The sequence below is a fragment of the Phycicoccus sp. Root563 genome (genome assembly GCF_001427915.1).
Classification (GTDB): Bacteria; Actinomycetota; Actinomycetes; order Actinomycetales; family Dermatophilaceae; genus Pedococcus.
Genome location: NZ_LMGM01000001.1, coordinates 1,641,088 through 1,664,060 on the forward strand (window position 1 = coordinate 1,641,088; position 22,973 = coordinate 1,664,060).

Annotated in this window: 15 protein-coding genes; all 15 read right to left on the reverse strand. The window is 68.3% G+C overall.

Translation table 11 applies throughout. The features are described from left to right. Positions 1–70 precede the first annotated feature (70 nt). Positions 71–2,023: a protease pro-enzyme activation domain-containing protein gene (locus tag ASD62_RS07795; protein ID WP_082580624.1), complete on the reverse strand. Its 1,953-nt coding sequence runs from the start codon at positions 2,021–2,023 to the stop codon at positions 71–73. Positions 2,024–2,328: 305 nt separating this feature from the next. Next, positions 2,329–3,525: an elongation factor Tu gene (gene tuf, locus ASD62_RS07800; protein WP_056915471.1), complete on the reverse strand. Its 1,197-nt coding sequence runs from the start codon at positions 3,523–3,525 to the stop codon at positions 2,329–2,331. 120 nt (positions 3,526–3,645) lie between these two features. Further along, positions 3,646–5,760, reverse strand: a complete 2,115-nt coding sequence (fusA, locus tag ASD62_RS07805) for an elongation factor G (RefSeq protein ID WP_056915472.1) — start codon at positions 5,758–5,760, stop codon at positions 3,646–3,648. Positions 5,761–5,877: 117 nt separating this feature from the next. Continuing rightward, positions 5,878–6,348, reverse strand: a complete 471-nt coding sequence (gene rpsG, locus ASD62_RS07810) for a 30S ribosomal protein S7 (RefSeq protein ID WP_056915473.1) — start codon at positions 6,346–6,348, stop codon at positions 5,878–5,880. Further along, positions 6,348–6,722: a 30S ribosomal protein S12 gene (gene rpsL, locus ASD62_RS07815; RefSeq protein WP_056915474.1), complete on the reverse strand. Its 375-nt coding sequence runs from the start codon at positions 6,720–6,722 to the stop codon at positions 6,348–6,350. Before rpsL ends, rpsG begins: the two co-directional genes overlap by 1 nt. A 488-nt stretch (positions 6,723–7,210) precedes the next feature. Then, a complete protein-coding gene (locus ASD62_RS07820) occupies positions 7,211–11,089 on the reverse strand; it encodes a DNA-directed RNA polymerase subunit beta' (protein ID WP_056915475.1) in 3,879 nt (1,292 codons plus the stop codon). Between the two features lie 104 nt (positions 11,090–11,193). Continuing rightward, positions 11,194–14,670, reverse strand: coding sequence for a DNA-directed RNA polymerase subunit beta (gene rpoB, locus ASD62_RS07825; protein ID WP_056915476.1), 3,477 nt, complete (start codon positions 14,668–14,670; stop codon positions 11,194–11,196). A gap of 397 nt (positions 14,671–15,067) precedes the next feature. Then, positions 15,068–15,853, reverse strand: coding sequence for a hypothetical protein (locus ASD62_RS07830; protein ID WP_056915477.1), 786 nt, complete (start codon positions 15,851–15,853; stop codon positions 15,068–15,070). Next, positions 15,837–16,451 carry a hypothetical protein gene (locus ASD62_RS07835; protein ID WP_235530662.1) on the reverse strand — a complete coding sequence of 205 codons (615 nt, stop codon included), beginning with the start codon at positions 16,449–16,451 and terminating at the stop codon, positions 15,837–15,839. Before ASD62_RS07835 ends, ASD62_RS07830 begins: the two co-directional genes overlap by 17 nt. After that, the gene (locus tag ASD62_RS07840; protein WP_056915478.1) at positions 16,448–17,725 is read right to left on the reverse strand and encodes an MCE family protein; all 1,278 of its coding nucleotides are present in this window, start codon (positions 17,723–17,725) and stop codon (positions 16,448–16,450) included. The genes ASD62_RS07835 and ASD62_RS07840 overlap by 4 nt, the downstream gene beginning before the upstream one ends. After that, positions 17,722–19,032 (reverse strand): MCE family protein, encoded by a 1,311-nt coding sequence (locus ASD62_RS07845; protein WP_235530763.1) that lies wholly within the window; start codon positions 19,030–19,032, stop codon positions 17,722–17,724. The genes ASD62_RS07840 and ASD62_RS07845 overlap by 4 nt, the downstream gene beginning before the upstream one ends. 5 nt (positions 19,033–19,037) lie before the next feature. Beyond that, positions 19,038–20,288 carry an MCE family protein gene (locus tag ASD62_RS07850; RefSeq protein ID WP_056915479.1) on the reverse strand — a complete coding sequence of 417 codons (1,251 nt, stop codon included), beginning with the start codon at positions 20,286–20,288 and terminating at the stop codon, positions 19,038–19,040. Further along, on the reverse strand, positions 20,288–21,259 hold the full coding sequence (locus ASD62_RS07855; RefSeq protein WP_056915480.1) for an MCE family protein: 972 nt from the start codon (positions 21,257–21,259) through the stop codon (positions 20,288–20,290). Before ASD62_RS07855 ends, ASD62_RS07850 begins: the two co-directional genes overlap by 1 nt. Further along, positions 21,259–22,287: an MCE family protein gene (locus ASD62_RS07860; protein WP_056915481.1), complete on the reverse strand. Its 1,029-nt coding sequence runs from the start codon at positions 22,285–22,287 to the stop codon at positions 21,259–21,261. Before ASD62_RS07860 ends, ASD62_RS07855 begins: the two co-directional genes overlap by 1 nt. A 58-nt stretch (positions 22,288–22,345) precedes the next feature. Beyond that, positions 22,346–22,973, reverse strand: a 628-nt coding sequence (locus ASD62_RS07865; RefSeq protein ID WP_200956862.1) for an MCE family protein, incomplete at its 5' end; no start/stop codon positions are given.

Consider the following 22,973-nt stretch of genomic DNA (forward strand, 5'->3'; position numbering starts at 1 on the left):
GCATACCGGACACGACGACGCGGCGCCCCCACGAGGGGAGCGCCGCGCCGTCGTCAGGCGGTCCGGGTCGTCAGCGCTTGAGCGCCATCGACATGAGGAACGAGATGCCGTTCGGGCTGCCGACGCCGGTGACGTCGTCGTACCCCTTGCGGGTGTAGATCGTCCCCGTCTGGTTGAGCGTGCGCAGCGAGGTGAGCAGGCCGTCGCTGCTGTCGAAGCCGTTGGCGTAGTCGACCCGGACGACGGCGTCGGTGACGCTGCGCCCGTGGTTGACGTCCCGGAAGGCCGAGGTGCCGGACAGCGAGTACAGCTTCGGGTTGAGGAAGCCCAGCGAACCACGGTTGACCTGGTCGGCGACCGCCACCATGCCGGCGAACAGCGGCGAGGACAGGGACGTTCCGCCGATGCGGTACTCCGAGTACTTGATGCTGCCGTCGGGGAAGGTCTGGCTCTGGCCCACGAGGAACCCGGTGTTGGGGTCGCCGACCATCGCCACGTCCGGGACGACCCGGTGCGGGCCCTCGCGGAAGTAGTTGGCCAACGCCGCGGGGACGACCGGCTTCTGGTAGCTCGGCTCGGCGAACAGGTGCGTCGTGCCACCGCCACCGCCGTAGAGGTAGGCCGGCTTGCTGGGCGACCAGGCGCCGTTGACGAGCGAGGACTTGCCGGTGCCCCAACCCTGCTCGAAGCCGTACCCGTTGCCCTGCGTCACGGCCAGGGCCGTCCCGCCGACGGCGGTGACCATCGGGTCGGAGGCCTGGAAGTCCGTCTGGCGCTGGCCGCTGGCAGCGATCTCGTCGCCGTCGTCACCGCTGGAGAAGACCATCGAGATGCCCTCGGCCGCAGCCTGCAGAGCGGTCTGGTGGCTGTTGACGAGGTCGGCCGGGGCCACCACGTCATCGGTCTCGCCGTAGGAGTTGGTGATGACCTGGGCGAGCTCGTTGTCCACGACCGTGTTGACGGCGGCGTTGATGTCGTCGTCGAAGCAGCTCTCGGCGCCGACGTAGAGGATCTTCGCGCCCGGTGCCGTGGCGTGGACCGCCTCGACGTCGAGGGTCTCCTCGCCGTACCAGCCGCTCGCGCCGCACTCGTCGGTGTGGGTGAAGTTCGCCGGGAGGTTCTGGTCGAGCTGGTAGCTGCGCAGCGGGTGGCTGGGGTCGTTCAGCTGGGCGTACCGCGTGGCGTCGCCGAGGATGTACTGCGACGCGTAGGCGTCCACGACGGCGACCGTGGTGCCCCGACCGTCGTACCCCTGGGACTGGGCCACGTTGGTGCCGTAGGCGCCCCGCACCTGCGGCGGCTTGTAGCCGCACGGTGCGTACGGCTGGGGGTTCTTGACGAGCTGCGGCAGCGTCGTCGCCATCTTCTCCCCGTAGTACGAGGAGCAGGGCCGGGCGTTGCGGAACACGGCGTCCGGCGGCGGCAGCACCTCGGCGGGCCGGGTGCTGCCGGACGCGGCGTGCGCGGCCGCCTTCTGCTGCTGCGCCGTCGTGTCGGGCACGGCCCGCATCGGCGTCTTGCGGGCCGAGGTGTCCAGGCCCGCGACGCCCGCGACGAGGCCGGCGAGCGAGGCCGGGACGGAGTATGCCGTGGTGGGCGCGGTGACCGTCTGGCCTGCCTTCCTGAAGGAGGAGAGCTTGGTGGCCAGCGCCTTCTGCGCCGTGGCGGCCGGTGCGGTCGCCTCGATGTAGCGGTGGTTGGCGGGCACGGAGCCGATCGTGAAGCCCTGGCCTCGCAGCCAGCTGGTCACGGAGGCGACCTGGCTCGACGTCGGGGCGAACCGTGAGCGCCAGGAGGCTGCCGAGACGAAGTGGCCGTACTGCGCCGAGCCCGGCGTGGAGACGGCGTCGGCCAGCGCCTGGGCGCCGGCGGCGTCACGCAGGTTGAGGACGAAGGTGAGGTGCTGCGTGGCCGAGGAGGCCACAGGCGCGACGCGCTGGGCGTGCGCCGTCCACGAGGGGGCGCTGCCCACCACGTGGCGGCTGGTCTCCCCCGAGGCCTGCGCGATGGTGGGGACCGCCATGGCGAGGGCCAGGGCCCCCGTGACCGCAAGTCCTGTCTGACTCCTGCTGGGACTTCTCATCCGAATGTGACCTCCGAGGTCGTGAGCCGGGTCGACCGGTCGACGACCCCTGCGCAGTGTCATCCCGTTCGACCGCCCCACCCATGGCAAATGTCACGATCTTCGGCCAGTCCGCGGAACATCTTGCGGACGACGAGGCTCCCCGGGGGCCCGAGCGCAACGCGAAGGGCCCCGCAGCCGAAGCTGCGGGGCCCTCCAGGTGGTGCGGTGTCGCGTCAGATCACCGGTGGCGAAGTCGCCGGGTGTTACTTGGTGATCTTGGTGACGCGACCGGCGCCGACGGTGCGACCGCCCTCGCGGATGGCGAACTTGAGGCCGTCCTCCATGGCGATGGGCTGGATGAGCTCGACGTTCATCTCGGTGTTGTCACCGGGCATGACCATCTCGGTGCCCTCGGGGAGGTGCACGACACCCGTCACGTCAGTCGTACGGAAGTAGAACTGGGGACGGTAGTTGTCGTAGAACGGCGTGTGACGGCCGCCCTCGTCCTTGGACAGGATGTAGACGTTGGCCTCGAAGTCGGTGTGCGGGGTGATGGAACCCGGCTTCACGATGACCTGGCCACGCTCGACGTCCTCGCGCTTGGTGCCACGAAGGAGCAGGCCGACGTTCTCGCCAGCGCGACCCTCGTCGAGGAGCTTGCGGAACATCTCGACACCGGTGACGGTGGTCTTGGCCGGCGGGCCGGTGTGGATGCCGACGATCTCGACCTCCTCGTTGACCTTGAGGATGCCGCGCTCGATACGACCGGTGACGACGGTGCCACGACCGGTGATCGTGAAGACGTCCTCGACGGGCATGAGGAACGGCTTGTCGACCTCGCGCTCGGGCTCCGGGATGTAGTTGTCCACGGCGTCCATGAGGTCGAGGACCGACTTGCCCCACTCGGCGTCGCCCTCGAGCGCCTTCAGCGCCGAGACCTTGACGACCGGGAGGTCGTCGCCGGGGAACTCGTAGGAGGACAGCAGCTCGCGGACCTCCATCTCGACGAGCTCCATGATCTCCTCGTCGTCGACCATGTCAGCCTTGTTGAGCGCAACGACGATGTAGGGGACGCCGACCTGCTTGGCCAGCAGGACGTGCTCCTTCGTCTGCGGCATCGGACCATCGGTGGCCGCAACCACGAGGATCGCACCGTCCATCTGCGCCGCACCCGTGATCATGTTCTTCACGTAGTCGGCGTGGCCGGGGCAGTCGACGTGGGCGTAGTGACGACCCTCCGTCTGGTACTCGATGTGCGCGATCGAGATCGTGATGCCGCGCTGCTTCTCTTCCGGCGCCTTGTCGATGTCGTCGAACGCGAACTGCGGGTTCAGGTCCGGGTACTTGTCGTGCAGGACCTTGGAAATCGCAGCCGTCAGCGTCGTCTTACCGTGGTCGATGTGACCGATGGTGCCGATGTTGACGTGCGGCTTGGTCCGCTCGAACTTTGCCTTCGCCACTTGGTGTCCTCCTCAGGACTCTGTACTTGGTGGTACGCCGCGTGCCCAGGTGGGACGTGACGCGATATGGGGGTGGAGCTGGGGTGAGTCAGATCGTGGTTCGACCGTTGATCCTAGCGGTCACTCACCACGGGTCTTCTTGATGATCTCCTCGGCCACAGCCTTGGGGACCTCGGCGTAGGAGTCAAACTCCATCGAGTAGCTCGCGCGACCCTGGGTCTTGGACCGCAGGTCACCGACGTAGCCGAACATCTCCGACAGCGGGACGAGGCCGCGGACGACCTTGGCACCACTGATGTCCTCCATGGCCTGGATCTGGCCACGACGGGAGTTGATGTCACCGATGACGTCGCCCATGTAGTCCTCGGGCGTACGCACCTCGACGGCCATCATCGGCTCGAGGAGCACGGGGTCGGCCTTGCGGACGGCCTCCTTGAGCGCCATGGAACCGGCGATCTTGAACGCCATCTCCGAGGAGTCGACGTCGTGGTAGGCACCGTCGAGCAGGGTCGCCTTGATCCCGACGAGCGGGTAGCCGGCGAGCACGCCGTACTGCATGGCGTCCTGGATTCCGGCGTCCACCGACGGGATGTACTCGCGCGGGACGCGACCACCGGTGACCTTGTTGGTGAACTCGTAGAGCTCGCCCTCGGCGGTGTCCAGCGGCTCGATCGAGATCTGGATCTTGGCGAACTGGCCGGAGCCACCCGTCTGCTTCTTGTGGGTGAAGTCGAGCTTCTCCACGGTGCGACGGATCGTCTCGCGGTAGGCCACCTGCGGCTTGCCGACGTTGGCCTCGACCTTGAACTCGCGCTTCATGCGGTCCACGAGGATGTCGAGGTGGAGCTCGCCCATGCCGGCGATGATGGTCTGGCCGGTCTCCTCGTCGTGGTGGACCTGGAAGGTCGGGTCCTCGGCGGAGAGCTTCTGGATGGCGGTGGAGAGCTTCTCCTGGTCACCCTTGGTCTTCGGCTCGATGGCCACCTGGATGACCGGGTCCGGGAACGTCATCGACTCGAGCACGATCTGCTCGTTCGGGTCGCTCAGGGTGTCACCGGTCGTGGTGTCCTTGAGGCCGATCGCCGCGTAGATGTGACCCGCGAGGGCCTCGTCCACCGGGTTCTCCTTGTTGGCGTGCATCTGGAAGAGCTTCCCGATGCGCTCCTTGCGGCCCTTGGTCGTGTTGACGACCGCGGAGCCGCTGGAGATCTGGCCGGAGTAGACGCGGATGAAGGTCAGCGTGCCGAAGAACGGGTGCGTCGCGACCTTGAACGCCAGGGCCGAGAACGGCTCCGTGGTGTCGGGCTTGCGCGTCATCTCGATCTCCTCGTGGTTCGGCTTGTGGCCGACCATCGGGGGGACGTCGAGCGGGGACGGCAGGTAGTCGACGACGGCGTCGAGCATCGGCTGCACACCGCGGTTCTTGAAGGCGGAGCCGCACAGGATCGGGTAGAGCTCGGAGTTGACCGTGAGCTTGCGGATCGCGCCCTTGATCTCCTCGGGCGTCAGCTCCTCGCCACCGAGGTACTTCTCCATGAGGACGTCGTCGGACTCGGCGACGCGCTCGACCAGGGCGTGGCGGTACTCCTCCACCTTCTCGACCATGTCGGCCGGGATCTCCTGGATCTCGTACTTGGCACCCATGGTGACGTCACCCTTGGCGTCACCGGGCCACACGAGGGCGCGACGGTAGATGAGGTCGACGACACCGACGAAGTCGTTCTCGGCGCCGATCGGCAGCTGGAGCACGAGGGGCTCCGCGCCGAGGCGGTCCTTGATGGTGTCGACGGTGAAGTAGAAGTCCGCGCCGAGCTTGTCCATCTTGTTGACGAACGCGATGCGGGGGACGTCGTACTTGTCGGCCTGACGCCAGACGGTCTCGGACTGGGGCTCGACGCCCTCCTTGCCGTCGAACACCGCGACGGCGCCGTCCAGCACGCGCAGCGAACGCTCCACCTCGACGGTGAAGTCGACGTGCCCGGGGGTGTCGATGATGTTGATCTGGGTGCCCTCCCAGAAGGAGGTCACGGCGGCAGACGTGATCGTGATGCCGCGCTCCTTCTCCTGCTCCATCCAGTCGGTGGTGGAGGCACCGTCGTGGGTCTCACCGATCTTGTGGTTGACCCCGGTGTAGAAGAGGATGCGCTCAGTCGTCGTCGTCTTGCCGGCGTCGATGTGCGCCATGATCCCGATGTTGCGGACCTTGGTCAGGTCCGTCAGGACGTCGAGTGCCAATGTGATCGTCTCATCTCGCTCGTTACGAAAATTCGTGGTGGTGCGGGTGGCGCGTGAGCACCACGCACCTCCGGTGTGCCGCGCGCGCGGTCTGCAGCGCGCGGCACCCCGGTGCTGTTACCAGCGGTAGTGCGCGAAGGCCTTGTTGGACTCGGCCATCTTGTGGGTGTCCTCGCGACGCTTGACCGCGGCACCGAGGCCGTTGGACGCGTCGAGGATCTCGTTCATGAGGCGCTCGGTCATGGTCTTCTCACGACGCTGACGCGAGTAGCCGACCATCCAGCGCAGGGCCAGCGTGGTCGCGCGGTTGGGCTTGACCTCGATCGGCACCTGGTAGGTCGCGCCACCGACACGGCGGGACTTGACCTCAAGGGTGGGACGGATGTTGTCGAGGGCACGCTTGAGCGTGACCACGGGGTCGGAGCCGGTCTTCTCCTTGACGCCCTCGAGGGCGCCGTAGACGATCGTCTCGGCGATGGACTTCTTGCCGTCGAGGAGGATCTTGTTGACCAGCTGGGTCACCAACGGGGAGTTGTGGACCGGGTCGACGACGAGGGGGCGCTTGGGCGCGGGTCCCTTACGAGGCATTACTTCTTCTCCTTCTTCGCGCCGTAAAGGGAGCGGGCCTGCTTGCGGTTCTTGACACCCTGGGTGTCGAGCGAGCCGCGGACGATCTTGTAGCGCACGCCGGGAAGGTCCTTCACACGACCGCCACGCACGAGCACGATCGAGTGCTCCTGCAGGTTGTGGCCGACGCCGGGGATGTAGGCCGTGACCTCGATGCCGCTGGTGAGGCGCACGCGGGCGACCTTGCGCAGGGCAGAGTTCGGCTTCTTGGGGGTGGTGGTGTACACACGCGTGCACACACCACGGCGCTGGGGCGAGCCCTTGAGGGCAGGAGTCTTGGTCTTGGTGACCTTGTCCTGACGCCCCTTGCGCACAAGCTGGTTGATCGTAGGCAACCTGTTCTCCGTACGTAGTTGATGTTCTGCGCCGACTGGCTGACCAGCAGCCGTCCGGCACTCCTTGGTGTGGTGCTCCGCCCGACCCCCGCACTCGGGTGTGTCGGACTCGGCGCTCCCCCCTGCACTCCCCACAACGGACCCATGCGGATCTGACGTGGATTGCCCGGCGAGAGGTGGTGCTGGCCCACCTGCCGGTGACGGCGGCGGCTCCAGCGGGCGTGCCCGAGGTTTGGACCTCAGACACAGTGTTCAAAGATACCGCCTGCGTGGTGGCCCACCAAATCGGTATGGGCCCGCTCCCCCGCTGCGCGGCACCCCGGTCAACACCGGCGCGGCCCCGTGTATGCCGCCTGCTCCCCGGCGGGCGTCGCCCACCCGGCGTGCGGGTGGCCGGCACGCGAACGTCCGGGACGCGGGGCGGCACGACCGAGGGGGCCGGCCCGGCGAACCGGACCGACCCCCTCGGGTCACGCTCTGCGGGAACCTCAGTCGAGGCCCAGCTCGGCGTCGTCGAGGCGGATGGCCTCGCCGGAGCCCGGGCCGAAGACCGGGTAGTCGTACTCGTAGCTCGGCATCGAGTACATCGCAGCCTTGGCCTCTTCCGTCGCCTCGACCTTGATGTTCCGGTAGCGCGGGAGACCCGTGCCGGCCGGGATGAGCTTTCCGAGGATGACGTTCTCCTTCAGACCCAGCAGCGGGTCCGACTTCCCGTTCATCGCAGCCTCGGTGAGCACGCGGGTCGTCTCCTGGAAGGAGGCGGCCGACAGCCACGAGTCGGTCGCGAGCGACGCCTTGGTGATACCCATGAGCTCGGGGCGACCCGAGGCCGGGCGACCGTTCTCGGCGACGACGCGACGGTTCTCGTTCTCGAAGCGGCCACGCTCGGCCAGCTCACCGGGGAGCAGGTCGGCGTCACCGGACTCGATGATCGTGATCCGGCGCAGCATCTGCCGCACGATGACCTCGATGTGCTTGTCGTGGATCGACACACCCTGCTGGCGGTAGACGTGCTGGACCTCGTCGACCAGGTGCATCTGGACCGCACGCGGGCCGAGGATGCGCAGGACCTGCTTCGGGTCGATCGAACCGACCGTCAGCTGGTGGCCGACCTCGACGTGCTCGCCGTCCGCGACGAGCAGGCGCGCACGCTTGCTCACGGGGTAGGCGTGCTCCTCGGAGCCGTCGTCGGGGGTCAGCATCAGGCGACGCGTCTTGTCCGTGTCCTCGATCACGACGCGGCCGGAGGCCTCGGCGATCGGGGAGACACCCTTCGGGGTACGTGCCTCGAAGAGCTCGACGACACGCGGCAGACCCTGGGTGATGTCGTCACCGGCCACACCACCGGTGTGGAAGGTACGCATCGTCAGCTGGGTGCCGGGCTCACCGATGGACTGCGCGGCGATGATGCCGACCGCCTCACCGATGTCGACGAGCTTGCCGGTGGCCAGCGAACGGCCGTAGCAGGCGGCGCAGGTGCCGACGTGGGACTCACAGGTGAGCACCGAGCGGACCTTGACCTCCTCGACGCCGGCGGCGACGAGGGCGTCGATGACCACGTCACCGAGGTCGATACCGGCCTCGGCCAGGACGGAACCGTCCTTCTCGACGTCGGCGGCGAGCGTCCGCGCGTAGACCGAGGTCTCCACGTCGTCGTGCTCGACCAGCGCACCGGCCGCGTTCTTCTGCGCGATCGGCATGGTCAGGCCACGGTCGGTGCCGCAGTCGTCCTCGCGGATGATGACGTCCTGCGAGACGTCCACCAGACGACGGGTCAGGTAACCCGAGTCGGCGGTACGCAGCGCGGTGTCGGCCAGACCCTTGCGCGAGCCGTGCGTGGAGATGAAGAACTCGAGCACCGACAGACCCTCGCGGAAGTTCGCGCGGATCGGGCGGGGAATGATGTCGCCCTTCGGGTTGGACACCAGACCACGCATACCGGCGATCTGACGCAGCTGCATCCAGTTACCACGCGCACCCGAGGACACCATCTTGTAGATGGTGTTGGTCTTCGGGAGGTTGGCCTCCATCTCCTTGGCGACCTCGTTGGTGGCCTGGGTCCAGATCTCGATGAGCTCCTGGCGACGCTCGTCGTCGGTGATCAGACCGCGCTCGTACTGGACCTGGACCTTGGTGGCCTTGGTCTCGTACGCCTCGAGGATCTCGAGCTTGCGCGGCGGGGTCACGACGTCGGAGATGGCGACCGTGGTGCCCGAGCGGGTCGCCCAGTGGAAGCCGTACTCCTTGAGCGCGTCGAGGCTGGCCGCGACCTGCACCTTGCTGTAGCGCTCGGCGAGGTCGTTGACGATCGTCGAGAGGCGCTTCTTGTCCACGACGGCGTCGACGAACGGGTAGTCCACCGGCAGCGTCTGGTTGAACAGCGCGCGGCCCAGGGTGGTCTCGAACGTCAGCGAAGGCACCTGGCCCTGCGCGTCCGCCTCGACACCCTCGGGCAGCTCGGTGCCCGGGATCGGCACGACGTCGACCAGGCGCAGCTTGATCTTGCTGCCGAGCTCGAGCGAGCCCGCGTCGAACGCCATCCGCGCCTCGTGGACCGAGGAGAACGCGCGACCGGTGCCGCGACCCTCCTCCACCTCGGAGGTGAGGTGGTAGAGGCCGATGATCATGTCCTGGGTGGGCATGGTCACCGGACGACCGTCGGCCGGCTTGAGGATGTTGTTGCTCGAGAGCATGAGGATGCGGGCCTCGGCCTGCGCCTCGGTGCTCAGCGGCACGTGGACAGCCATCTGGTCACCGTCGAAGTCGGCGTTGAAGGCCGAGCAGACGAGCGGGTGGATCTGGATGGCCTTGCCCTCGACCAGCTGGGGCTCGAACGCCTGGATGCCGAGTCGGTGCAGCGTGGGTGCACGGTTGAGCAGCACGGGGTGCTCGGTGATGACCTCTTCGAGGACGTCCCACACGACCGGACGGGCGCGCTCGACCATGCGCTTGGCCGACTTGATGTTCTGCGCGTGGTCGAGGTCGACCAGGCGCTTCATCACGAACGGCTTGAAGAGCTCCAGGGCCATCTGCTTGGGCAGACCGCACTGGTGCAGCTTGAGCTGCGGGCCGACGACGATGACCGAACGGCCGGAGTAGTCGACGCGCTTGCCGAGCAGGTTCTGGCGGAAACGACCCTGCTTGCCCTTGAGCATGTCGGACAGCGACTTGAGCGGACGGTTGCCGGGGCCCGTGACCGGGCGACCACGACGGCCGTTGTCGAAGAGGCTGTCGACAGCCTCCTGGAGCATCCGCTTCTCGTTGTTGACGATGATCTCGGGAGCACCGAGGTCGAGCAGCCGCTTGAGGCGGTTGTTGCGGTTGATCACGCGGCGGTACAGGTCGTTCAGGTCGGAGGTCGCGAAGCGGCCACCGTCCAGCTGCACCATCGGACGCAGGTCCGGCGGGATGACCGGGACGGCGTCGAGCACCATGCCGTCGGGCTTGTTGGTCGTGACCTGGAACGCGGTGACGACCTTGAGCCGCTTGAGGGCACGGGTCTTCTTCTGGCCCTTGCCGGTGGCGATGATCTCGCGCAGCAGCTCCGCCTCGGCCTCGAGGTCGAAGGTCTGCAGGCGCTTCTGGATCGCCGCGGCGCCCATGCCGCCCTCGAAGTAGAGGCCGAACCGGTCGCGCATCTCGCGGTAGAGGATCTCGTCGCCCTCGAGGTCCTGGACCTTGAGGTTCTTGAACCGGTCCCAGACCTGCTCGAGGCGCTCGATCTGCTGGTCCGCACGCTTGCGGATCTGGTTCATCTCGCGCTCGGCGGACTCGCGGACCTTGCGGCGCGCGTCGGCCTTGGCACCCTCGGCCTCGAGCTCGGCGAGGTCGGACTCGAGGCGCTTGGCACGGGCCTCGACCTCGGAGTCGCGCTTGTTCGAGAACTCCTTCTTCTCGACCTCGATCTGCGCCTCGAGCGACGGCAGGTCCTTGTGGCGCTGCTCGTCGTCGACGGACGTGATCATGTAGGCCGCGAAGTAGATGACCTTCTCGAGGTCCTTCGGGGCCAGGTCGAGCAGGTAGCCCAGGCGCGACGGGACGCCCTTGAAGTACCAGATGTGGGTGACGGGGGCGGCGAGCTCGATGTGGCCCATCCGCTCACGACGCACCTTGGCGCGGGTGACCTCGACGCCACAGCGCTCACAGATGATGCCCTTGAAGCGGACTCGCTTGTACTTGCCGCAGTTGCACTCCCAGTCCCGGGTGGGGCCGAAGATGCGCTCGCAGAACAGGCCCTCCTTCTCGGGCTTGAGCGTGCGGTAGTTGATGGTTTCCGGCTTCTTCACCTCACCGTGGCTCCACTGACGGATGTCGTCAGCAGTGGCCAGGCCGATGCGCAGTTCGTCAAAGAAGTTGACGTCGAGCACGTGGTTCCTTCTTCCGTGTCTCTAGCTTTAAATCTGGGGTTGGTCGGGAGGAGGGGCGGTATGCCGCGCGCTCACCAGGGGTGCCCGCGCGGCATACCGACGCCTTAGACCTCTTCGACCGAACTGGGCTCGCGCCGGGACAGGTCGATTCCGAGCTCCTCCGCCGCGCGGAAGACGTCCTCGTCGGACTCCTTCAGCTCGATGGACGTGCCGTCGCTGCTGAGCACCTCGACGTTGAGGCACAGCGACTGCATCTCCTTGATGAGCACCTTGAAGGACTCGGGGATGCCGGGCTCGGGGATGTTGTCGCCCTTGACGATCGCCTCGTAGACCTTCACGCGGCCCTGGACGTCGTCGGACTTGATGGTGAGCAGCTCCTGCAGCGCGTAGGCGGCGCCGTAGGCCTCGAGGGCCCACACCTCCATCTCACCGAAGCGCTGGCCACCGAACTGCGCCTTACCACCCAGCGGCTGCTGCGTGATCATGGAGTACGGGCCGGTGCTGCGGGCGTGGATCTTGTCGTCCACGAGGTGGTGCAGCTTGAGGATGTACATGTAACCCACCGACACCGGCTCGGGGAACGGCTCGCCGGAGCGGCCGTCGAAGAGCCGGGACTTGCCGGAACCGTCGATGAGGCGCACGTCGTCGCGGGTCTTGGTCGTGGAGTCCAGCAGACCCACGATCTCGTCCTCGCGCACACCGTCGAACACCGGGGAGGCCACGCGCGTGCCGGCGGGCGCCTTGCGGGCGTCCTCCGGGATGAGCTTGGCCCAGTCCGGGTTGCCGGCGATCTCCCAGCCGCGCGAGGCGGCCCAGCCGAGGTGCAGCTCGAGGATCTGGCCGACGTTCATTCGACCGGGGACACCGAGCGGGTTGAGCACGACGTCCACGGGGGTGCCGTCCTCGAGGAACGGCATGTCCTCGACGGGCAGGATCTTGGAGATGACGCCCTTGTTGCCGTGACGGCCGGCGAGCTTGTCACCGTCGGTGATCTTGCGCTTGTTGGCGACGTAGACGCGCACGAGCTGGTTGACACCCGGGGGCAGGTCGTCGCCCTCGTCCTTGTCGAACACCTTCACGCCGATGACCGTGCCGGTCTCGCCGTGGGGCACCTTCAGGGACGTGTCGCGGACCTCGCGGGCCTTCTCACCGAAGATGGCGCGCAGGAGGCGCTCCTCCGGCGTCAGCTCGGTCTCACCCTTGGGCGTGACCTTGCCGACGAGCAGGTCGCCGTCGCGGACCTCGGCGCCGATGCGGATGATGCCGCGCTCGTCGAGGTCGGCCAGGACCTCCTCGGAGACGTTCGGGATGTCCCGGGTGATCTCCTCCGGCCCGAGCTTGGTGTCACGGGCGTCGACCTCGTGCTCCTCGATGTGGATCGAGGAGAGGACGTCGTCCTGCACCAGGCGCTGGCTGAGGATGATCGCGTCCTCGTAGTTGTGGCCCTCCCACGGCATGAACGCCACGAGCAGGTTGCGCCCGAGCGCCATCTCGCCACCGTCGGTCGCGGGACCGTCGGCGATGACGCCGCCGGTCTCGACCCGGTCGCCCTCGTTGACGACGACGACCTGGTTGTACGACGTGCCCTGGTTGGAGCGCGCGAACTTGGCGATGCGGTAGGTGCGGGTCGAGCCGTCGTCACCGGCGACGGTGACGAGGTCGGCAGAGACCTCGGTGACCACACCAGCGGCCTCGGCACGGACGACGTCGCCCGAGTCGAGCGCGGCGCGGTACTCCATGCCGGTGCCGACCAGCGGCGCCTCGGACTTGACGAGCGGCACCGCCTGGCGCTGCATGTTGGAACCCATGAGCGCGCGGTTGGCGTCGTCGTGCTCGAGGAACGGGATCAGCGCGGTCGCGGCGGACACCATCTGGCGGGCCGAGACGTCGATGAAGTCGACGTCCTCACCCGGGATGTAGTCGACCTCGCCGCCCTTGGTGCGGACCAGGACGCGCTCGTCCGTGAAGTTGCCCTCGGCGTCGATGACGGCGTTGGCCTGCGCGATGACGTGGCGGTCCTCCTCGTCGGCGGACAGGTACTGGATGTCGTCGGTGACGCGACCCTTGACGACCTTGCGGTACGGGGTCTCGATGAAGCCGAAGGCGTTGATCCGACCGTAGGACGCCAGCGAGCCGATCAGGCCGATGTTCGGGCCTTCCGGGGTCTCGATGGGGCACATGCGGCCGTAGTGCGACGGGTGGACGTCACGGACCTCCATGCCGGCGCGGTCACGGGACAGACCACCCGGGCCGAGGGCCGACAGACGCCGCTTGTGCGTCAGGCCCGCGAGCGGGTTGTTCTGGTCCATGAACTGCGACAGCTGCGAGGTGCCGAAGAACTCCTTGATCGAGGCCACCACGGGGCGGATGTTGATCAGGGTCTGCGGCGTGATCGCCTCGACGTCCTGCGTGGTCATGCGCTCGCGGACGACGCGCTCCATGCGGGACAGGCCGGTGCGGACCTGGTTCTGGATGAGCTCGCCGACGTTGCGCAGGCGACGGTTGCCGAAGTGGTCGATGTCGTCGACCTCGACGACGACCTCGTCACCGTTCTTGCCGTTCAGGGTCGTCTCGCCGGCGTGCAGGGAGACGATGTACTTGATCGTCGCGACGATGTCATCCACGGACAGGACCGAGTCGCCGAGCTCGGCGGCGACGCCGAGCTTGCGGTCGATCTTGTAGCGGCCGACCTTGGCGAGGTCGTAGCGCTTGGGGTTGAAGTAGAGGTTGTCCAGGAGGGTCTGGGCGGCCTCACGGGTCGGCGGTTCGCCCGGGCGCAGCTTGCGGTAGATGTCGAGCAGCGCGTCGTCCTGGCCGGCCGTGTGGTCCTTCTCCAGGGTGAGCCGCATCGACTCGTAGTCGCCGAACTCCTCGAGGATGTCGGCCTCGGACATGCCCAGGGCCTTGAGGAGCACCGTGACCGACTGCTTGCGCTTGCGGTCGACGCGGACGCCCACCATGTCGCGCTTGTCGATCTCGAACTCGAGCCACGCACCGCGGCTCGGGATGATCTTCGAGGTGTAGATGTCCTTGTCGGACGTCTTGTCGGGCGTGCGCTCGAAGTAGACGCCCGGGCTGCGGACCAGCTGGGAGACGACGACACGCTCGGTGCCGTTGATGACGAAGGTGCCGCGCTCGGTCATGAGCGGGAAGTCACCCATGAACACCGTCTGGCTCTTGATCTCGCCGGTGGTGGTGTTCATGAACTCCGCGGTGACGAACAGGGGCGCGGAGTAGGTCTGGTCGCGCTCCTTGCAGTCCTCGATGGAGTACTTGACCTCTTCGAAGCGGTGGTCACGGAACGACAGCGACATGGAGCCGCTGAAGTCCTCGATGGGAGAGATTTCCTCGAAGATCTCCTCGAGGCCGGAGCGATCCGGCACATCCCCCCGACCCGCGGCCTTGGCCTCTGCGACACGGGCCTGCCAGCGCTCGTTACCGAGCAGCCAGTCGAAGCTTTCCGTTTGCAGCGCCAAGAGGTCGGGGACCTCGAGGGGTTCGCGGATCTTCGCGAACGACAGACGGCCAGAAGCCGTCCGTGCGGTGGACACAGTCTGAGTCGCGTTGCGCGAGGCAGCCAAGGAGGGGTCCTTCCACGGGCCTGTCTTAAAACTGATGGTTCGAAACCGAATTGGCGCCGGCCGCCGTCACGATCCCGCCAGGAGGTGGCTCGTTTTCCGTGCCGGAGGGCACGACGAAGAGCTTCTGTCCGAGGTGGGGGCGCGAAAGAGGGCAGCGCAAAGGATGAGCATACACGTAGGAGGGCAGCCTCGTCCAACCGTGTCCAGCGGGCAGAGCCACAGCCTTGACGGGGGTCTCGCCCCCACAAGGGGCGGGTCGACGCAGACGAGGATGACGCGCCCGCGCCCCTGCGTCAAGGGCGCCACCCCGAGAAGGAGCCGAACGGTCCCCCGGCACGACTGCGGCGACGCCCCGTAGGGGACGTCGCCGCAGGTCAGCGGGGTGCTCCGAGGATCGTCAGAACGCGTCCACCCGGCTGATCAACCACCGGTCGCCGACCTTGGACAGCGTCGCGAGGACGCGGTTCTGGTCGACGACGGGCTGCTTCTGGTCGGTGCCGACCCGCGCCTGGTTGACGAAGGCCATCACCTTCACCGTCGTCGGGGACGAGCTCATCACGCCGACGTCGGAGACCCGGGCCTGCACGACGGTCTGGTTCTTGACGGCCAGCGGCTTGATCTCCTTGTCCATGGCGGTGGTGAACTCGGTCTTGAACGACCCGGTGAGCAGGCCCTCGATCTGGGCGGACTGCGCGTCGATGGTCTTGTAGTTGTAGCTGAGCATCTGCTCGATCGACGTGCGCGCCTGGCTGGTCGCTGCGCGCTCGGCGCGCGCGTCGGCGCCGGTGTCCTGGAGGCTGAGGCCGGCGACGGTGCCGAGCAGGGCGAGGCTGGCCACGAGGGCCACCGAGGGGGCCACCCAGCGGCGTCGACGGCCGGCGGGCACCTCCGAGGAGGCCGTGCCCTCTCCCGCCTCGAGCCCGGACGTCGCCTCGGACGTCGCCTCGGACGTGGGCTCTGCCGCGGCGCCCTGGTGCCGCGGGGGCAGGGTCAGCCGGCGTCGGGGACCAGCCGTGGCACCCTCGGCCGGGTCGCCGCTGCGCTCGACCGCAGGTGCGTCCGTGGAGCCGGTCGCGGGGGACGCGGCCGTTGGGGCCGCGGTGGCGGTGCCCGTCGTGCGGGCGCGTGAGCGGTGCCCGGCGACCTTGGGGCGGGGACGAGGGGTGTCAGCCGACGAACTCAAGGTTCTCCACCTTCCATGCCGATCCGACCTTCCGGAGCTCCAGCCGCATCCGGTAGGTCTTGGTCTCCCCCGCGGGGACGGCGGTGTTCTTCGTCGGCGCGACCACCCCGACGAGCGCGACCGCAGAGTCGAGGTCACCGGAGACGAGGGCGGCCTCGGACCGCTGGACGGTCGAGACCGTCTTGTTGGCGACCAGCACCTTCTTGAGCTGGTCGACCGAGGTCGTGTAGCTCTTGAGGAACTCCCCCGTGGCACCGGCCCGGACCCGTGCGGTGTCTGCGTCGACCTTGGCGTAGTCGACGCTGACGAAGTTGATGGCCAGCTGCCTGGCCGCAGCCGTGGCGGCGGCGTTGGCCGCCGAGGTCTGCCGCGCGGCATACCAGTCCCGGCCGCGGGTGGCCCCGAGGGCCACCGAGGCGACGAGGGCGAGGGCCACCACCACCCACACGAGGCGGGGGGTGATGCGGGCGACGCCCGCGGTGGGCGCTGCGCGGCCCGCGGGGTCGGTGGTCGACCCGGTGGCGGGTTCGGCGTCGGCGTCGGTCATGCCCGCCATTGTGGTGGGCGTCGTGACGGGCGCGGTGGTGGTGGTGCTCATCGAGCGGCCTCCTTCATGATCCACAACCACGAGGCCTCACCGCCCGCACCGTCCGTCGGGGGGACGGGCACGGAGACCTGTGGTGTCGCCATGCCCAACGACGCGGCCATGCCCGGCGATACGGGCTGGTCGCCGAAAGCGAGCGGAACGGTCGCGTTGGCGGCCCCGCCCGAGGCCGGGGGCGCGTTCTGCGCACCGCGCACGGTCGTCCCCGACCCACGGGGGGCGGTGCAGCGGGCGCTGGTGTTCACCGGCGGCAGGTTGGTCGTCGTCTTCGGGTTGGTCCGCTTCGTGCCGCCGTAGCCCTGGGTGCAGACCGGCGGGTTCTGCGCGAGGGCCAGCCCGAAGTGGGCGGTGCCGTCACCGGGCACGACGGTGAAGCCGCCGGCCACGACGTCGGGGTACGTCACGAGCAGCTGCTGGATGCCGTCGACGCGCGCGGTGGTGACCTGGCCGACGGTGATGAGGTTGGCCAGCAGGGCCGCGAGGTTGCCCTTGTTGTCGCGGATCAGCGCCTCGAGCTCGGTCGAGGCCACGACGCCACGGTCGAGCACGAGCCGCAGGTCGCCGTCCGAGGACTTGAGGGTGTCGGCGAGGTCGGCGAAGTTCTTCGCAAAGGTCTTGACCTGGCCGGACGTGTCGCGCTGGGTGTCCAGGACGATCCGGCCGTCGTCGAGCAGCTTCTTGGTCTCGGGCAGCGCCTCGGTGGCCGCCTGGGTGAGGGCGTCACCACTGTCGATGAGCCGCTGGAGGTCCTGCCCGCCGTCGGCGAACCCGTTCCCGAGCTCGTCGACCACCGTGGACAGGTCCTGCCGGTCAACGGAGTTGACGGTGTGGTCGAGGTCGAGCAGCAGCGTGTCGACGCGCAGGGGGAACTGGGTGTCCTTGCGCGGGATCGTGTCGCCGTCGGCGAGCACCGCCCCACCGTCGCTGCGCGGCTGGAAGTCGAGGTACTGCTCCCCCACCGCCGAGCGGTTCTCCACGACGACCTTGGTGTCCTTGGGGATCTTGACGCCGCGCTGGATCTTCGCGTCGACGACGACGCCGTCCTTGGACAGGCGCAGGTCGTCCACGCGGCCGACGGTGACCCCCCGGTAGGACACCTCGGAGCCGATGAAGATGCCACCGGACTGCGCGAAGTCGGCCGACACGTGGTACTGACCGCCGACCACCCGGTCGTAGAGGCCGACGTAGCGCGCCGACAGTACCGAGACCGTGAGGAGGGTGATGAGCATGAAGGCGAACAGCTGCACCTTCACCGAGCGGCGGATCATGCGTCACCTCCGTAGAGGGAGCGCCAGGAGCCGTCGGAGCTCGACTGCGACTGCTGCGGGCTCAGGCAGAGCGGCGGACAGACGGGGTTCCCGCTCGACGTCCGGCTCGACGACGTGCTCCTGGGCAGGGGCACCCCGGGGACGCTCGGCACCGAGATGGACGGGGTGGGCAGCGACGGCGTCACCGGCAGCGACGGCGTCGGCAGACCCGGGAGCCCGGGGAGGCCACCCGTGGGCAGCCCGCCGGTGGGGAGACCGCCGGTGGGCAGGGTCGTCGGCAGGCCGAGGTTGCCCGCGAGGTTCTTGAGGTTGAGGTCCAGGTCGGCCGACAGGTTCGTGTAGTCGCCCTTGATCGCCCCGGTCGCGCTGTCGGGGAACGGGTAGGTCAGGAACAGCTGCAGGGACTTGGGCAGGTTGTCACCGGCCTTGGTGAGCTGGGCCAGGATGGGTTCAAGGGCCTTGAGGTTGGCCGTGGTGTCGGCCTTGCTCTGCGCGATGACGTCGGTACCCACCGCGCCGAGGCGGCTGAGCGCAGCGAGCAGCTGGACCAGCTGCTTGCGCTGGTCGGCGAGCACCTTCAGGCCCTGCGGCATCGTGGCCAGGGCCCGGTCGATGTCGTCCTTCTGGGCCGCGAGTCGGCTGGCGAGCTTGTCGATGTTGTCGATGGCCCGGACGATCTCGCTCTTCTGCTGGTCGAGCCCGCCGACGAACGTGTCGAGCTGCTTGATCAGGTCCTTGATCTCGGCCTGGTTGCCGGTCAGGGCGTGGTTGAGCTCGGTCTCGATCACCTTCAGCTGGGCGACGCCACCACCGTTGAGCAGCAACGACATCGCACTGAGGACCTCTTCGACCTCGGGGTTGCGGCCGGTCCGGTCGAGGGGGATGTTGTCGCCGTCGCCGAGGGCGCCCTCGGGGGTGCCCGTGGTCGGCGGTGAGAGCTCGACGTACTTCTCCCCCAGCAGGGACGTCTGCTTGAGCTCGGCCACCGCGTTGTCGGGGAGCTTCACGTCCTTGGGCAGGCGCAGCGTCACCCGGGCGGTCCAGCCGTTGAGCTCGATCTTCTCCACCGAGCCCACGGTCACCTGGTCCACCTTCACCGAGGACTGCGGGACGAGGTCGAGCACGTCGGCGAACTCGGCGGTGACGCGGATGATGTCGCCGCTGTTGGCGGCGCCACCGGGCAGGGGCAGGTCGAACGCACCCTGGCAGCCCGTCGTGGTCAGCACCGCGCCGGCCGCCAGCGCGGCGGCGAACAGGCGGCCACGCGGCATACGCGTCCGGGTGGTGGGGTCGCTGGAGTGCGCCATGGTGGTCACCGGTCCCCCTCGAGGAGCCCACCGAGGGTGGGGTCGGCGCCGCGCAGCTGCACGGCGGGAGTGGTCGGGGCTGGCGCCCCGGCGGTGGTCGCCTCGGGCCCGGTGCCCCCCTGCGACCTCGGTATGGCGCTGAGCAGGTTGGTCGGGAGGACCACGCCCAGCCCCTTGAGCTTGTCGAGGAGGTCGGTCACGGGCTTGAGCACGCCCGCCACGGTGGTGCAGACGCTCGGCGGCTGGCCGCTCGCGGTGATGAGGTTGCACAGCAACGTCTGGAGCTTGAGGTTCTCGTTGAGGTTGGCGCGGGTGTCGAGCGTGCCGCTCTTGGGGTTGTAGGCGTTCTGGAGGTTGCTGATCGCGACCGGGGCGTCGGTCAGCGTCTCCGCCAGGGCGTCACGCTGCTTGGCGACCGTCCCGGTGACGGAGGCGAGCTGGCCGATGTTGGTCGTCAGCGACGCCCGGTTGTCGTGCACGAACGAGCTCACCTCGCTCAGCGCCACCGCGAGGTTCTTCAGGGCGGCGGCGAGGTCGTCCCGCTCGGCGTCGAGCTGGGTCGAGACGCTCGCGAGGTCGGCGTTGAGTCGGCGCACCTGGCTGTCGTTGGTGGCGAGCATCGAGGTGAAGGTCTGCAGGTTCTTCACCGTGCCGAACAGGTCGTTGCGCCCGCCCGACAGGGTCTGCAGGGCGAGGCTGAGGTCGTGGTTGGTGTCGTGGATCTTCTGGCCCTGGCCGTCGAGGTTCCTGGCTCCGGTGTCGAGGGCGGCCTGGAGGGCACCGTCCTTGTTGGCACCCGTGGGACCGAGGGCGACGAGCAGGTCGTCCAGGCTGGTGGAGATCCGGTCGAGCTCGACCGGGACGGCGGTGCGGTCCAGGCCGATCTGCGCGTGGTCCTTCATCACCGGCCCACCGGTGTAGGCAGGGAAGAGCTGGACGTACCGGTCGCTGACCAGCGACGGAGCGACCACGGCGGCCTGGGCCTGGGCGGGCACCTTGTACTTCGCGTCGTACTCGAAGACCACCTCGACCTTGTCGCCCTTCGGGGTGACGTCCTTGACCTGCCCGACCTGCACGCCGAGGATGCGCACGTCGGAGCCAGGGAAGAGACCCACGGCGCGGGAGAACTCACCCGTGACCCGGACGGTCTCGTGGCGGGGCCAGAACGCGTACGCGCCTGCAGCCAGCGCCACCACGGTGAGCGCGGCGACGGCCTTCGGGACGAAGCCCCCGAGCGACGGGGTACGGCGGGCCATCACTTGCCTCCGAGTTCGACGGGCGTGGTGAGGTTCTCGATGTAGGTGTCGAACCACCGGCCGTTGCCCAGGACGTTGGCGAACAGCCGGGTGAAGGGCGCCATGGCGGCGATCGTGTCGCTGAGGTCCTTCTCGTGCTTCTGCAGCACCGCGAGGACCTTGGTCAGCTGGTCCAGGGCCGGCTTGAGCTGTGCCCGGTTGTCCCGGACCAGGCCGGTCACCTGCTGGGCCATCGCCGAGGTGTTGACGAAGAGGGTGTGGATGTCCTCCCGACGCGCCTCGAGCTCGACCAGCAGCAGGTCGGCGTTCTTGATGATCGACTCGATCGCCTTGTTCCGCTGGGCGACCGTGCCCGAGACGCTGTTCGCCGAGGCGAGCAGCTTCTTCAGCTCGGCGTCCCGCGAGGCGATCGTCCGCGACAGCCGGCTGAGGCCGTCGAGAGCGGCCTTGACGTCCTTCGGGCTGTCCTTGAACTCCGTGGCCAGGGTCGTCAGGGAGTCGGCCAGCTGACCCGTGTCGATGCGCTCGGTGGTCGTCGCGAGGTCGCTGAAGGCGTTGATGATGTCGTAGGACGAGACCGTGCGGTCGATCGGGATCTCGCTGTCCGCCTTGAGCTGCCCCGGACCGGCGGGCTCGAGCGCGAGGTACTTCTGGCCCAGCAGGGTCTTCATCCGCACCGACGCGGCGGTCTCCGTGCCGAATGCGGCCGGCTCGGTGACCTTGAACTGCACGACGACGTGGTCGCCCGCGAGGTCGACGGACTTCACCTTGCCGACCTTGACGCCGGCGATGCGGACGTCGTCGCCCTTGAGCAGGCCACCTGCCTCGCTGAAGGCGGCCCGGTAGGAGTCGCCCCCACCGATGAAGGGGATGCTCTGGATGTTGAAGGCCAGGAACAGCAGCACGGCGATGGAGAGCAGGCCGACCGCCCCGATCGGGACGGGGTTGCGCTCACGGAACGGGATGGCCATCAGGAGCACCTCGCAGCCGACAGCTGTTCGGGCTTGCCGAGGTTGACCGCAGGGCCGACCGGCAGCTTGATCGTGCCGCTGAAGTCGCACAGGTAGAAGTTGAACCACGAGCCGTACGTGGCGGTCCGGGTGATCGTGGAGATCTTCCCGGGTGAGGTCGACAGGAACTTCTCGAAGGTGGCCGTGTTGGCGGGCTCGTTGAGGTTGGTCGCGAGGGACCGCAGGTTGGCGATGTCCGACTTCAGCGGCGAGCGGGTCACCTTGAGCAGGTCCGCGGTCTGGGCCGTCAGCGAGTTGATGTTGGTCAGCGACGCACCGATGGTCTTGCGGTCGGCGGCCAGGCCGGAGACGAACCGCTGGAGCTGGTCGATCAGCTCCTTGAGCGCGGCGTCGCGGTCGTCGACCGTGCCGAGCACGGTGTTGAGGTTGCTGATGGTGCGCCCGATGACCGCGTCGCGGTCGGCCAGCGTCGAGGTCAGGGACGCGGTCTTGGCCAGCAGCGAGTTGATGTTGCCGCCCTCGCCCTGCAGGACGCTGACGATGTTGGCGGACAGCTCGTTGACGTCCTTGGGCGAGAGTGCGGCGAACAGCGGCTTGAACCCGTTGAAGAGCACGGTGAGGTCGAGCGCGGACTGGGTGTGGTCGAGCCCGAGGGTGGCGCCGTCCTTGAGGGGGGTGGCGCCCCCCACGTCCTGGGTGAGGGCGATGTAGCGCTCCCCGACGAGGTTGCGGTACTTGATCGTCGCCTTGGTCCCCTGGGTGAGGACGCTGGTCTTGAGCACCTTGAACTGGACGTCGGCGTGCACCCGGTCGCGGGCGACCTTGATGGCCTTGACCTCCCCGACGCGCACGCCGGCGATCCGCACCTCCTGGCCCGCGGCCAGGCCGGTGACGTCCTTGAACACGGCGGTGTACGTCGCCTTCTCACCGAACTGGATGTTGGCGATGGTCGCGGCCAGGGTGCCCGTCGCGAGCAGCGTCGCCACGACGAACACGATGAACTTCACGAGGCTGGAGCGAGTGCTCATCGGGGCCCCCGCGAAGTATCGGAGCGACGAAGGAGGGAAGAACCTTGTGGGGTGGTGTTCATCGCTGGCTCACCACCGTTCCGCGCAGCATCGGCCCGGCGAGCAGGGTCGTGATGGCGGACGGCTCGGCAGAGCCGTTCCCGGACAGCAGTGCCGCCACGACGCGCTGCTCCTCCTCGGTACCGGCCAGGCCCGCGTCGGGTCCGACGATGCTGGAGCCCGACGGACCGGTGAAGGCGGTGGGCAGGGCACTGCCTGCGCTGGTGCCGCCCGACCGGGTGCCGTCGTCGAAGTGCGGCCCCTGGTGGGGGTTGGCCTGGCTGCCACCGGGGTTGGGCAGCCCGAGGCAGTTCGGCCCGCGGCTCTCGCCCCAGCGCGGCTCCTCCCCCGGGGTGTACCCCGGACGCTGCGGCGCGACCTCCACCGTGATGTGGAACTGCGAGTCCCGGAACGCCTCGTCGATGCGGGGCTGCCAGTTGACCAACGCCTCGGTGAAGCACGGGTACTGCGGCGAGTACTTCGCCAGCACCGCCAACGTCGGCCGCTGCACCTGCCCCACCTGGATGATCCGACCCCCATTGGCCTCCAGGAAGTCCGACGCCTCGTTCGCGAACCCCGCCGTTCCCGCCAGGAACCCCGCCAACACATCCTTCTTCTGCACGATCGTCGTGTTCGTCGTCGCCAAC

Coding starts and splice junctions, on each gene's coding strand:
- ASD62_RS07795 (WP_082580624.1), bottom strand. CDS start 2,023: ATGGCGGTCCCCACCATCGCGCAGGCCTCGGGGGAGACCAGCCGCCAC.
- rpsG (WP_056915473.1), bottom strand. CDS start 6,348: ATGCCTCGTAAGGGACCCGCGCCCAAGCGCCCCCTCGTCGTCGACCCG.
- ASD62_RS07835 (WP_235530662.1), bottom strand. CDS start 16,451: ATGAGCACCACCACCACCGCGCCCGTCACGACGCCCACCACAATGGCG.
- ASD62_RS07840 (WP_056915478.1), bottom strand. CDS start 17,725: ATGATCCGCCGCTCGGTGAAGGTGCAGCTGTTCGCCTTCATGCTCATC.
- ASD62_RS07845 (WP_235530763.1), bottom strand. CDS start 19,032: ATGGCGCACTCCAGCGACCCCACCACCCGGACGCGTATGCCGCGTGGC.
- ASD62_RS07850 (WP_056915479.1), bottom strand. CDS start 20,288: ATGGCCCGCCGTACCCCGTCGCTCGGGGGCTTCGTCCCGAAGGCCGTC.
- ASD62_RS07855 (WP_056915480.1), bottom strand. CDS start 21,259: ATGGCCATCCCGTTCCGTGAGCGCAACCCCGTCCCGATCGGGGCGGTC.
- ASD62_RS07860 (WP_056915481.1), bottom strand. CDS start 22,287: ATGAGCACTCGCTCCAGCCTCGTGAAGTTCATCGTGTTCGTCGTGGCG.